13 protein-coding genes and 1 pseudogene are annotated in these 12,540 nt (G+C 55.2%); 9 read left to right on the forward strand and 5 right to left on the reverse strand.

The genetic code is table 11. The features are described from left to right. Positions 1-107 precede the first annotated feature (107 nt). Positions 108-2,084: a methyl-accepting chemotaxis protein gene (locus tag HX875_RS14845; protein WP_177043734.1), complete on the forward strand. Its 1,977-nt coding sequence runs from the start codon at positions 108-110 to the stop codon at positions 2,082-2,084. Positions 2,085-2,260: 176 nt separating this feature from the next. Here HX875_RS14845 and HX875_RS14850 read toward each other — a convergent pair. Continuing rightward, positions 2,261-2,860 (reverse strand): annotated as a pseudogene (locus HX875_RS14850) (ATP-binding protein); the annotation flags it as partial. A gap of 310 nt (positions 2,861-3,170) precedes the next feature. On the opposite strand from HX875_RS14850, the gene HX875_RS14855 reads away from it, so the two are divergent. Both HX875_RS14855 and HX875_RS14860 read left to right on the forward strand, forming a co-directional pair. Further along, positions 3,171-4,832, forward strand: a complete 1,662-nt coding sequence (locus HX875_RS14855) for an ATP-dependent nuclease (protein ID WP_177015413.1) — start codon at positions 3,171-3,173, stop codon at positions 4,830-4,832. Continuing rightward, positions 4,771-6,012, forward strand: a complete 1,242-nt coding sequence (locus HX875_RS14860) for a UvrD-helicase domain-containing protein (protein WP_317451555.1) — start codon at positions 4,771-4,773, stop codon at positions 6,010-6,012. The genes HX875_RS14855 and HX875_RS14860 overlap by 62 nt, the downstream gene beginning before the upstream one ends. Before the next feature lie 43 nt (positions 6,013-6,055). On the opposite strand, the gene HX875_RS32765 is transcribed toward HX875_RS14860, so the two are convergent. The 4 genes from HX875_RS32765 to arsN2 all read right to left on the reverse strand — a co-directional run bounded on the left by HX875_RS32765 (position 6,056) and on the right by arsN2 (position 8,612). Continuing rightward, complete coding sequence (locus HX875_RS32765) at positions 6,056-6,412, reverse strand: hypothetical protein (RefSeq protein ID WP_226298247.1); 357 nt, start codon at positions 6,410-6,412, stop codon at positions 6,056-6,058. A 75-nt stretch (positions 6,413-6,487) separates the two neighbouring features. Continuing rightward, positions 6,488-7,657 carry a DUF3800 domain-containing protein gene (locus HX875_RS14870; RefSeq protein ID WP_177015387.1) on the reverse strand — a complete coding sequence of 390 codons (1,170 nt, stop codon included), beginning with the start codon at positions 7,655-7,657 and terminating at the stop codon, positions 6,488-6,490. 61 nt (positions 7,658-7,718) lie between these two features. Then, positions 7,719-8,087 (reverse strand): hypothetical protein, encoded by a 369-nt coding sequence (locus HX875_RS14875; RefSeq protein WP_177015388.1) that lies wholly within the window; start codon positions 8,085-8,087, stop codon positions 7,719-7,721. 72 nt (positions 8,088-8,159) lie between these two features. Next, positions 8,160-8,612 carry an arsenic resistance N-acetyltransferase ArsN2 gene (gene arsN2, locus HX875_RS14880; protein ID WP_226298246.1) on the reverse strand — a complete coding sequence of 151 codons (453 nt, stop codon included), beginning with the start codon at positions 8,610-8,612 and terminating at the stop codon, positions 8,160-8,162. A 141-nt stretch (positions 8,613-8,753) separates the two neighbouring features. Between arsN2 and HX875_RS14885 the strand changes: the two genes are divergently transcribed. Genes HX875_RS14885 through arsC form a run of 6 tightly spaced genes read left to right on the forward strand, consistent with a single transcriptional unit; the run spans position 8,754 to position 12,528 of the window. Beyond that, positions 8,754-9,176, forward strand: a complete 423-nt coding sequence (locus HX875_RS14885; protein ID WP_177015390.1) for an arsenate reductase ArsC — start codon at positions 8,754-8,756, stop codon at positions 9,174-9,176. Beyond that, positions 9,173-9,529, forward strand: coding sequence for a metalloregulator ArsR/SmtB family transcription factor (locus HX875_RS14890; RefSeq protein WP_175385216.1), 357 nt, complete (start codon positions 9,173-9,175; stop codon positions 9,527-9,529). Before HX875_RS14885 ends, HX875_RS14890 begins: the two co-directional genes overlap by 4 nt. 24 nt (positions 9,530-9,553) lie before the next feature. Next, positions 9,554-10,837 (forward strand): arsenic transporter, encoded by a 1,284-nt coding sequence (locus HX875_RS14895; RefSeq protein WP_177015391.1) that lies wholly within the window; start codon positions 9,554-9,556, stop codon positions 10,835-10,837. 16 nt (positions 10,838-10,853) lie between these two features. Beyond that, complete coding sequence (locus tag HX875_RS14900; protein ID WP_177015392.1) at positions 10,854-11,324, forward strand: arsenate reductase ArsC; 471 nt, start codon at positions 10,854-10,856, stop codon at positions 11,322-11,324. A 47-nt stretch (positions 11,325-11,371) separates the two neighbouring features. Then, positions 11,372-12,085 carry an arsenical resistance protein ArsH gene (arsH, locus tag HX875_RS14905; RefSeq protein ID WP_038443860.1) on the forward strand — a complete coding sequence of 238 codons (714 nt, stop codon included), beginning with the start codon at positions 11,372-11,374 and terminating at the stop codon, positions 12,083-12,085. A gap of 20 nt (positions 12,086-12,105) precedes the next feature. Next, positions 12,106-12,528: an arsenate reductase (glutaredoxin) gene (gene arsC, locus HX875_RS14910; RefSeq protein WP_007247287.1), complete on the forward strand. Its 423-nt coding sequence runs from the start codon at positions 12,106-12,108 to the stop codon at positions 12,526-12,528. Positions 12,529-12,540: the final 12 nt, after the last annotated feature.

The raw sequence follows: 12,540 nt of genomic DNA on the forward strand, positions 1-12,540 counted from the left end.
CCGAAGTAGGGTTGTTGGAACTAGCGTTCTACAACGTTTCCCCTATTAGAATTTTGCCGAGCAGCGCTATGAGATCAGGATGATCCTGGCCTCGGCCAGGAGCCTTCATGTCTCAACCTCGCGCCCGGATCGCCTCCCAACTGGGGCTTGCCCTCGCCGTGATACTGGCGGTCGTCATCAGCGGCAGCACGGTGTTCGCCTTGCGTTCGCTGGACTCCGCCAACCTCGACACCCGCGAGGAACACCTGGCCAGCGAGGCCCGGTTGCTGGCCGACCAACTCAATACCTTCCACAGCACCCTGCGCGAAAGTACCCAGCGTTTGAGCGGGCTGTTTGAAAAGCGCTTCAGCGCCGGCTTGAGCATGCGCCCCGACCAACCGGTGACGGTGGCGGGCGTGCAGACCCCGGGCCTGTACCTGGGCGAGGAAGTGCTGAACAACAACTTCGCTGAAGTCGACGAGTTCAAGCAGATGTCCGGCGGCGTGGCGACCTTGTTCGTACGCAGTGGCGAGGACTTTATCCGCGTCAGCACCTCCCTGACCAAACAGGACGGCAGCCGCGCCATCGGTACGGCGCTGGATCACCAACACCCGGCCTATCAGCGTTTGCTCGGTGGGCAGGGCTACGTCGGCCGCGCGGTGTTGTTTGATCGCTCCTACATGACCCAATACAGCCCGGTGCGTGACGCCAGCGGCAAAGTGATTGCGGTGCTGTTTGTCGGCTTCGACTACACCGATGCGCAGAACGCCCAGTTCGACAACCTCAAGCGCTTCCGCATCGGCCAGACCGGCTCCCTGGCGCTGCTGGATGAACAGAAACACTGGCTGGTGCCGCCGGCGGGTGTGCAGGCGCTCGACCAGGCGATCCCGGTGATGCTCGACCTGGCCGCCAAACCCGGCAAAGGCCGCTTCTGGAGCGACAAGAACGAAGACTTCTACAGCGTCGCGGTGCCGTTTGAAGGCGGCCCGTGGTCGGTGGTGGCGAGCATGCCGAAAGCCGAAATTCGTGCGGTGACCTGGTCGGTGGGCATTCGCCTGGTGATCGGCAGCTTGCTCGCGATGTTGCTGGCGGTGGGCGCTGCGGTCTGGCTGCTGCGCAGCAAGTTGCAGCCGTTGGGCGACCTGGTGCGTCAGGCCGAAGCCCTGGGCGCTGGTGATTTGAGTGCGCGCCTGAACGTTTCCAGTCATGACGAAATCGGCCAGTTGGCCCGCAGTTTCAACCAGATGGGCGAAGCGCTGTCGACCATGGTGTCGCACATCCGCAAGGCCGCTGAAGACGTGAACAGCCGCGCCCAGGCGCTGTCGGGTTTGTCTGGCGGTGCGTATGAAGGCATGGAGCAACAGTCCGGCGAAATCACCAGCATGGCCGGCGCGGTGGAAGAGTTCAGCGCCACCTCGCTGAACATCGCCGACAACATGGGCAATACCGAACGCCTGGCCCAAGACAACGCCCAACAAACCAAGATCGGCCGCACCTCGATGCAAGAGGCGTCGTCGTCCCTGGAACACATCGCCACTGCACTGAACAGCACGGCCACGGTGATCAACACCCTGGGCCAGCGCTCCCAGGAGATCGGCGGGATCGTCGGTGTGATCACCGCGATTGCCGAACAGACCAACCTGCTGGCGCTCAACGCCGCCATCGAAGCTGCACGGGCTGGTGAGCAAGGGCGCGGGTTTGCGGTGGTGGCGGATGAAGTGCGCAACCTCGCGTCGCGCACCCGTCAGGCCACGGACGAGATCTCCGGGATGATCCAGAGCATCCAGCAGGAAACCGGCAACGCCATCAGCACCATGGAGCAAGGCAACGTGCTGATGCAGGAAGGCCTGGCCCGCAACGCTGACGTGGCATCGGCCCTGGCGCGGATCGACGAGCAAAGTCGCTCGGCCGGCCAGCAGTTTGCGGCGATTACCACTGCCACCCAGGAGCAGAGCAGCACGGCGACCTTGCTGAGCAGCAACCTGCAGAGCATTGCCCTGGCCAACAGCGAGCAGCGTGAAGTGGTGTCGAACCTGGCGATCACCGCCAAGGAACTGGAAACCCTGGCGGCGGGCTTGCGGCATGAGGTTGACCGGTTTCGTTGATTGACTGTTCGGGCCCCATCGCGGGCAAGCCCGCTCCCACAGTTGACCGTGTTGTTCTGAAGTACGCGGTCCACTGTGGGAGCCGGGCTTGCCCGCGATGACGGCCGATCCGACGCCTCAAGCCTCGGTCCGACAGCCCAGCACCTGGTTGCGCCGCGCGGTGCTCCTGGGGTTGCCTAGGAAGCGCTGGCAGGCCGGTACTGCAAGGCTTCCGCCAGATGATGGCGGGCGATGGCATCCACCTGTTCCAGGTCGGCCAGGGTGCGGGCGACCTTGAGCAGGCGATGCGCCGCCCGCAACGACAGCGTCAGCCGTTCGCAGGCGCTCTCCAGCCAGCCTTCATCGGCCTTCACCAATTTGCAGTGCTGGCGTAGCCCCGGCAGGTCGAGAAAGGCATTGGCGCAGCCCTGGCGCCGTTGCTGACGCTCCCGTGCCTCGGCGACGAGCACGGACGCGCTGGCGGTGTCATCGCCGGACTGTTTGCCCGGGTTCAGCGCCGTGCTTTCCCGGGCGACAGTCACGTGCAGGTCAATCCGGTCCAGCAGCGGCCCGGAGAGTTTGTTGCGATAGCGCTGGATTTGCTCCGGCGTGCAGCGGCAACGGCCGCTCGGCTCGCCCACATAGCCGCAAGGGCAGGGATTCATCGCCGCCACCAACTGGAAACGCGCCGGGAAACTCACTCGGTCGCGGGCGCGGGAAATCACGATATGCCCGGATTCCAGCGGCTCACGCAGCACCTCCAGGACTTTGCGATCAAACTCCGGCATTTTGCTTAATTCCCGCCAAGTCGTTCATTTGAAGTGTTAGGTGATCCCCCGCCAAATCTCACCGAGTGGACATAGCCTTTGCCGGCTGGCTTTTTTTCACCTTTAGAAAGACAAGGCTCTATCCGATAGGGAGTGCGCCTGGACAAATCCATCTGTGCCACCTCTGTCTCTGACATATCCCTTTATTCGATGCCCCTAAGCTCCTGTCTCGCCATCTTTTGCCTTCAAATACTTGATATGGACAGTATCAACCTCGCGATGTACCGTCTGCTTGCTTGGGCGAAGCGCCATTATGGATAGTTATCTTGAGGGATTTAGGGTGCATGTTAAGTCGATCAAACTCATCAATTTCAAAAAATTCCGGGACGATCATCTCGAATTCAACGATGACGTGAATATTTTTGTTGGCGACAACAATGCCGGCAAAAGTACGATTCTCGAAGCGCTTGAGATCGTGCTTAACTTTAGTCACCGTGGTCGCCCCTTCAGTGGCGAGTTTTCTCCTGATCTATTTAACCAAGAAGCAGTCACGCAGTTTTTGGATACCGATCTAAGCGCCCAGCATCTGCCCAAGCTAATCATTGAGGCCTACATTGAGGGGGTGCCAGAGTACCGAGGTTCGAATAACAGCCACCAAGCCGATGCTCAGGGTGTTTTGGTGCAGGCTTGTTTCGATCCTGCACTTGCCGAAGTCTATGAACTTCGCCGACAAGCCAAGCCGTCTTTCACAAGCATTCCCGTTGAATTTTACAAGGTCGAATGGCTAGATTTTGGATGGAATCCCATAAAGCCAATTGCTAAAAAATTCAAGGCGCTTTACATCGACCCGACTCGAATTCACCCCACGTTAGGCAAGAATCAGTACATTTCCAATATCCTCAATACAGCTCTAGAAAAGGAGGAGCTTGTTAAGCTGACGCTCAATTATCGCGAGAACCTTCAAGTATTCAACACCTCAGGCGAGGTGATGGCGGTTAATGCAAATCTTGATGCAGGCCATCTGATAACTGATAGCAAGCTGTCTATAGCTGCCAGTACCTTACCCGTGGGATCCATCCAAACCGGCCTGCAGCTTGAGGTAAATGATGTTCCCTTTCACTTTATTGGAAAGGGTGAGCAGAGCAATGTGCAGATCAAACTCGCTATCCAGAACAAAGCCCATGACATTGATTTGGTGATGATGGAGGAACCGGAAAATCATCTGTCACATACCAACCTGAACAAACTTGTGCACTATATTGAAACTCAGCGTCGTTCCAAGCAGCTGTTCCTCACTACGCACAGCTCCTACGTGCTGAATAAGTTAAGTATCGACAAAATCTGCCTTGTGCAGTCTGGCTACAAGAGGCTACATACTCTAGATCCTGATGTTGTAAAGACGCTGAAGCGTCTACCTGGATACGACACGCTGCGGGTAGCACTGTCTAGAAAAGTCATCTTGGTTGAGGGGCCTTCTGACGAGCTTGTGCTGAAAAAAATCTACCTGCGTAAATATCACCATCTTCCGGAGAAAGATGGGATCGACATTATTGTTGTAAGAGGTGTGGGCTTCAAAACCTTTATCGAGGTTGGAAAGGAGATTGGTACTCGCATTCACGTACTTAGAGACAACGACAAGGACTACTTCCAGAACGTCGTGCCTGCTCAGGCGGAGTACAAGGACTATGCAAACGTAAAAATCTTCTCGTCAAAAAACGACCTGGAGTTCTCACTAGAACCGGCGATGATATATGCAAATTCAGTTGATCAGGCGTCTCTAGCTGCTTTCGCGAAGGAAATTCTATCGGCTCAGACATATAAACTTTATGGGGCCGAGGCTTCCTTGGATGACCGAAGAGAGTTTTTGATCGAGTGGTTCAGAAGTGTGAAGGGCAATGGAAAGGGAACACGCAAGGTAGACTCAGCTATCCGATTGTTTGATGGCGACCTTGATTTCAAATATCCAGTATTTTTGGATGAGGTGCTCGATTTTGGCGAATGAGCTATGGATAGCGGGGGCAGGTTCGGGTAAGACGCATAAGATTATCAGCGATGCCGTGGACATCGTTAAGGCTGGTGGGCGGGTTCTCGTCGTCACCTACACCACCAATAATCAAGCAGAATTACGAGCGCGTTTTGTTGAACTCAACGACGGGAAAAACAGTGAGGATTTCGTCGTAAAAGGGCTGTTTTCATTCTACTTGGAAGACATGATCCGGCCTTACCAGAGCGTGGTTTTCCCAAGTCGAATTGCTGCCCATTTCTTCACTGAAAATAACCCCCATCACCTCCCAGGTGTTTTCGTAAAGGGGAGGCCTGTATACATCAAAGGGAGAGCCGAAAAACTCACTGGAGGGGCGGTCAACCCCCTGCATTATTTGACTCCTTGTAAGACTATGGCTTATTCAGGCTACCTCGCTAAACTGGTCGCTCTCGTAGGAAAACGATCCAAAAATGCACCCGCCACTCGGCTATCTAGTATTTATCAAAAGGTTTATTTCGATGAGGTGCAGGATCTGGTCGGCTGGGACTATGAGGTTATCAAGTCGCTCAATAAGATAATGCCTGATGGGATCTGGTGTGTAGGCGATTTCCGGCAGACGATCTACAGCACGACATTTGGGCACAAGGCACCGTTGACGTCTCAAGAAAAGATCGATTATTTCGTTGGTCAGCTGGGTTTCGTGGAAAAGACCATGCCCACCAATCAGCGATGTATCCAAGAAATTTGCGATCTATCCGATACGATCAATCCTGGGGTTTACGAGAAAACAATCTCTGCAGTGAAAGACGTTCCAGCCGAGATGTCTGATCACCTCGGCAGCTTCGTTGTCAGGCAATCTCAAGTTGATGACTACATATCCGCATTTCACCCGAGCGTGCTTCGGTGGAACGCCCGAACGGGTGCCGGTTACCTGCCGCCAAACCTCGTTTGTTATAATTTCGGTTCTTGCAAAGGACTAGGGTTTGACCGTGTGCTTGTGATCCCTGCGGAAAACCATCTTAAGTTTTTGGCGGGAGACGGCAAGGCGTTTGATAAGGATAAGACCGGAGAGTCCCGGAACAAGCTCTACGTTGCAATCACCCGTGCTCGCTACAGCTTGGCATTTTTGGTTGAGGACAAGAAAGTGAATGAGCTGCCGTTTCCCGTGTGGCCGGGTGTAGCCCGAGCAGTCATATGATAATAAAGCCTTATCTCAGATAGTGATGCGCGGGCCATAGTCATCATGTCGAAGCTTCGGCGTGTCTAGACTGGCTTAATTGAGCAGGGGTCAGAATCAAGTCGAACCTCATGGTTCTGGTCGGGGCCATTCCCTGCCTTTCAGCATCGGCAAAGAGATCGTCTGCCGTGGTGAGATCAATTGCGCCCATACGGCCCGTAATCTTTAGCGGGTTCAGGATACAGCGGCCCTTGATCTGGATTCTCGCGATGCCATCTTCCAGCGTCTCTGTAGCGTCGTAACCTGCCTGCCTTGCAGGATGTAGTAACATGCCGAGTCTAGTAGCAGCTTCGTACTCTGCGACCTCGCCTGTCACGCCCAGCGGCTTGCCGGTCAGGCGATAGAATCTACGCGCGAGCACCTTGGCTTCTTTCAGATCTCTAGGATTTCATCCTGGATCAGTGCAGCCTGCTGAGGTTCGTTGCCATGACTGAGTTCAGTCATCTGCAAAAGCCTCGAGCGCAGCGAGCAGCTTGGCTAGCTCAGCAAGGTTGGCAGTGACGATGTCATATTCTCCTCGACTGCTCAGCCGATACACATCGCGCGCTTTTTTAACGCGGTCGAGAAGAGGGACGACGATGCCGGATGCCCGCTCTAGGAAGTCGTTGATGTCCGCACGTGTCTGGGGGATTTTGTAACCCTTCGCCGCACTTGTGATGATGACGTCCGCATCGCGGAGTTTGGCAATGCCACTGGAGCGGACTCTCTGGCCGTTGACCTCTCCCAGTCCGCTATCTTTTAGATGGGCCATGATCTCCGTAGTCAGCACGTAATCCTTGGTGACGAATTCGCTCTGGAATCTCAAGAACCTCAAGATGCTTAGCTGCAGTCGCTCATCTTCATCGGGGTGCTTACCAACGCGCTCGCTAAAGCGGTCGGCCTGGCGGAGAGCTTCTTGGTGTACCTGGTAGTCTGCATACCCAGATTCATCCGTCGGCGGCGGCAGAAGAGACTGGTACTTGGATGGCCACTCAAGCATTCCAAGAGTCAGGCTGCGGAGGATTTTCTTGTAGGCAAGAACAGCTTCTTCCGAAGCTTTCTCTTCGTAGATCTGAGCGACTGAGCCAGCGAAGAAATCTGCAACCTGAACCAAAACGTTGTCCTTACTGGCCATCGTCTGGAAGGCATCCTTATCGCCAAATAGGTCGTCCACGAATCGTTCTGCAACGTAGCTTTTGAGGCTCTCCTGAAATTCCTGGCCACCATGCTCGTCAACGATCATCTGGAGGTCAGGGTATGCGCGGAACAAGCGTTCATAGAGCAACCCGTTCACGTATTTTATGAACGAGGTCTTGATACGGAGGCCGCCGTCTTTGTGAATTCGGGACTTATCAACGACGGTGAAATAGAGCTTGAATGGCAGCTCGGCTAGCTCGTTTAGGATCCGGGCGCGGCGATCTGAATCCTTGGGCTTCAGATTGCTAGATTTGATCTCGCCTGTTTGAAAATGCCGCTTGCGGAGCGCTTCAGCTTGGGCATAAGCAGCCTCCAGGTCTTTCTCTGCCACTAGAATGGAGCACACGATGAAGAAGTCCGAGCTTCCAGCTTTCGACGTATCTAGGTCGGAATTCCCGGACTCATCCACGAAGGCATATGTTCTGTCCATGAGCTTGCTCCATCAACAACGTACTGAGCGCGGTGGGGCGCCCAATGGCAAGGTGGCGAACTTAGTTCGTCGCAGTGGTACTGCCTGGAGCGGGGCCTTCGCTGAACGTGTAGTTGATGACCACGTCATTTCGGATCAAGACGTCGAGCGTTTTCTGAGTGCCCGTAGTCGTCACCTTCATAGTGACCACGTAGCTTTGAGCATGGGCTGAGCCGTTGGTGTAGGTGTAGATCCACTTCTCGTCAGTCTCGCTGACGGCGCTCTTGGCGTAGGGCTCGCCAAATAGCGACTTCAGTTCTGAAGTGGTGGTTTTGCCTTTGGTGATGCTCGCTACACTGGCTGACGGAAAGTCTCGTCCTGCGGTGTAGTGGGACGTAGCGCAACCGCCTAGTGCGACACAGATCCCCATTACTGCGATGAGCTTTTTCATATCCTTCCTTGATCGTAGAAAGCTCCAAATCTAGCTGGCATCGAGGCTAAAAGCCATCATCAAGGTGATCAGCTACTTTCGTGCATTCGCAGATAAGGCCTTGCACATGTAGCAAGCCGATCCAGGGCAAAGCCCCCTGAACTGCTCCGTCTGAGAAATCAGAGGCGGCGCAGAATCTCGTTGATTTACTGCATAGCCCTGTTGTTCAAAAAAGCCTGAAGCAGTTGTTGTCAGCAAATGAAATCGAGCGATTCCCTGCTCGGCGGCTTTCGCTTCAATGATCTTAAGCACCGTGACACCGACCCCTTTCGATCTGTATGTCGAGACTACGACCAGGGAACGCAGCAACCCGTCCGTACCATGCGTTTCGAAACCTCCCCATGCGACCGTCTCACTATCCTGTGTGAACTCAAAAAAGGTTCGGCCTGGAAGATCAATATCGTCTGCTGGAAGGTCAGCAAATTTCAGCGCATCGCGAAAGCGCTGCGACTGCCCTCCGGCTATTTCCGTTGCCTGGATCATCATATCCACCTCCATCCTCTCATCTCCGTTATGCCGACACGCATGGAACGTTAGGGCACATGCCGAAACAGCAGCCATCATATTCGCTTTACCGGATATTCGCCAAAGCGTATATTCGATTTTCCGTATGCATCGAGTTCCACCATGAGCCCTGCTATCAAAGTGCTTTTCGTGTGCGTTGCCAACTCAGCCCGCTCCCTGCTTGCAGAGGCTTTGCTGCGGCACACCGACCCGCGCTTCGAGGCCTTCAGTGCAGGATCTGAACCGTCTGAGGTTGATCCGCGCACCACTCAGGCATTGGAGGCAGTTGGAGTCGATGCAACGGGCCTGCGCAGCAAGTCCCTCAGCGAGTTTCAAGCTGATCGATTCGATTACGTAATCACTCTTTGTGATAAATCCGCAAGCGAGTGCCTACCAATGCCCAGTGCAGGTGAAGTCATTGCCTGGGATTTTCCTGACCCAGTAACTAGCGATGATCCTGGCGCATTTCGCCATACGCTCCACGACATCCACGAGCGCATCAAGCTCTTCGTTTTGGTCAAGACCAAACACCTGGAGGATCTATGACAGAACCCATGAACCCCACCACCTTATTCAAGTGCCTGGCGGATGACACCCGAGCAAAAATTTCGCTGCTTGTCGTGAGTGAAGGTGAGCTGTGTGTATGCGAGCTAACGGCAGCACTCGACCTGAGTCAGCCTAAGATTTCTCGTCATCTGGCCCTGCTGCGCTCTGCCGGTTTGCTTTTGGATCGTCGCCAAGGCCAGTGGGTGTATTACCGCCTGAATCCTGATTTACCCGCGTGGGTGACTGCAGTTTTGAAGGAAGTGGTAGACGCCAATCAGCAATGGCTGGAAACCGAGGCTAAGCGCCTCTGCGGCATGAACGACCGTCCGATCAACCAAACCGTGTGTAGCTGAGTCACGCCTAACCGGATTAATGAAATGCTGATTGCCGTATTGATCTTTATCGCCACCATCGTCCTTGTCATCTGGCAACCCAAGGGGCTTGGGGTTGGCTGGAGTGCGATGTTCGGTGCCATCGTGGCGTTGCTGGCAGGTGTCGTTACCCTTGCCGACATACCAGAGGTTTGGCGCATTGTCTGGAATGCCACTGGGACTTTCATCGCGGTCATCATCATTAGTCTGCTGCTTGATGAGGCAGGTTTTTTCAAGTGGGCTGCGCTGCATGTGGCCCGATGGGGAGGCGGGAGCACGCGCAAGCTGTTCGCATTTATCGTCCTGTTGGGCGCAGCGGTGTCGGCCCTGTTCGCCAATGACGGAGCAGCATTGATCCTCACACCCATTGTGATCGCGATGTTGCTGGCGTTGCGTTTTTCTCCTGCGGCTACGTTGGCATTCGTCATGGCAGCCGGTTTTATCGCTGATACGGCGAGCTTACCGCTGGTGGTTTCCAACCTGGTAAACATCGTTTCTGCCGACTACTTCGATATCGGCTTCAACGAATATGCTTCGATCATGGTGCCGGTAAACATCGTCAGCGTGGCGGCGACATTAGCCATGCTGCTGTGGTTTTTCCGCAAAGATCTACCAAAGACCTATGACCTCAACCAACTGGACAATCCGGACGAGGCGATCCACGACCGGGCCACTTTTGTAGCCGGTTGGTGGGTGCTGGCACTACTGCTGATCGGCTTCTTTGTCATTGAGCCATTAGGGGTGCCAATCAGCGCCATTGCAGCGGTCTGTGCATTCATTCTTTACGTCATCGCGGCTCGTGGCCACGCCATCAACACAGGCAAGGTGCTCAAAGAGGCGCCATGGCAGGTGGTGATTTTTTCTTTGGGTATGTACCTGGTTGTTTATGGCCTGAAGAACGCCGGCCTGACCGACCACATCGCGCAGTTCCTGAACGTGTTCGCCGGTTATGGCGTTTGGGGCGCGTCCCTTGGTACAGGGCTGCTAACAGCGTTGCTGTCTTCGATCATGAACAACATGCCCACCGTTCTGGTAGGCGCCTTATCCATTCATGCCGCTGAAGTCGATGGTGTAGTCCAGCAAGCGATGGTTTACGCCAACATCATCGGCTGCGATTTGGGCCCGAAGATCACCCCAATTGGGAGCTTGGCAACTCTGTTGTGGCTGCACGTGCTCGCCCGGAAAAACATAACGATCAGTTGGGGTTATTACTTCAAGACCGGGATCGTGCTGACCGTGCCCATCCTCGTCGCCACATTGTCCGCCCTGGCACTGCGCCTCAGTTTCTGAATCAAGGAATCTTCTGATGAAAGTCTTGTTCATGTGCACCCACAACAGCTGCCGCAGCATTCTGTCCGAGGCGCTTTTCAACCACTTGGCGCCCGAGGGTGTAGAAGCCGTCAGCTCAGGAAGCTTTCCCAGTGGCCGGGTGAATCAACGGGCATTGCAAACGCTGGAGGCGGCGAGTATCTCCACGGCGGGCTTGAGCAGCAAGGCTTCGGATGCTTTTGAAGGCTCGCCTCCAGACATCGTGATCACTGTCTGTGACCGGGCTGCGGGTGAGGCATGCCCAATCTTCTTCGGGCCCGCTTTGAAAGCGCATTGGGGGCTGGCCGACCCGTCTGAGGCTAGCGGGTCGGAAGCCGAGATCACCGCAGCGTTTGAAGCCACACTGGCCAAAATTCACGAGCGCGTGAGCGCATTTCTTGCGCTGCCACTGAAGATCATCAGCGCTGAACAGTTGAAAGCTGAACTGGATCGCATCGGTTCGCTTTAAAGATCAACCGAGGCGGTGTCCAACCTGGCGCCGCCGTAGGAGTTTTTATGCAAGACACATTGCCGAACGTACACGCCGACCTGATCGACATTCCGTCGCTGGAGCAACTGTCGCCTCGCACGCCTTCGCTCCATAAACCTCGCATTCTTCTGCTGTATGGATCAACGCGAGAGCGCTCATTCAGCCGGTTAGTCACGCAAGAGGCGGCACGCCTGCTGAATGAGTTTGGCGCTGAAACCAAGATCTTTGACCCATCGGGTCTGCCGCTTCCGGATGACGCCGCCGATACACATCCCAAGGTCGCTGAGCTGCGCGAGCTGATGCAATGGTCTGAGGGGCAGGTGTGGTGCTCCCCTGAGCGTCACGGCTCCATGAGTGCAGTATTCAAAGCCCAAATTGACTGGGTTCCGCTGGCGATAGGTGCTGTACGACCTACGCAAGGAAAGACCCTTGCAGTGATGCAGGTCTGCGGTGGCTCGCAATCTTTCAACGTGGTTAATCAGCTGCGCGTACTGGGCCGATGGATGCGGATGTTCACCATCCCAAACCAATCTTCGGTTGCCAAGGCATTTACCGAGTTCGACGAGGCAGGTCGTATGAAGCCGTCCTCGTACTACGACCGTCTCGTGGACGTGATGGAAGAGCTGATGAAGTTCACCCTGCTGTTGCGGGATCGCCAGGATTATTTGGTTGATCGGTACTCCGAGCGTAAAGAGTCCGCCGAAGAGCTTTCCAAACGCGTCAACCAGCGCTCCATCTAACGTCAGTACGAGGAAGCGATATGAGCCAGATCACGATCTACCACAACCCCGAATGCGGCACCTCTCGCAACACCTTGGAGTTGATCCGTAACAGCGGGGAAGAACCGACGGTTATCGAGTACCTGAAGAACCCGCCTGATCGCACCACACTTGTCAGACTCATAGAGGATATGGGTATCGGAGTGCGGGCTCTTTTGCGTATCAAAGGCACTCCGTACGAAGAGCTGGGATTGGGCGATGCATCGCTGACGAACGAACAGCTCATCGATGCCATGATGGCTCACCCTATCCTCATCAATCGCCCCATCGTCGTGACGCCCTTGGGTACACGCTTGTGTCGTCCGTCAGAGGCAGTCCTCGACCTTCTACCGCAGGAGCAGCGCGGCAGCTTCGTCAAAGAAGACGGACAAGTCGTCATTGATGAGCACGGTCGCAGAGTCTGATACGACAACGGT

This window comes from Pseudomonas yamanorum (genome assembly GCF_013386765.1).
In the GTDB taxonomy this organism is placed as follows: domain Bacteria; phylum Pseudomonadota; class Gammaproteobacteria; order Pseudomonadales; family Pseudomonadaceae; genus Aquipseudomonas; species Aquipseudomonas yamanorum_A.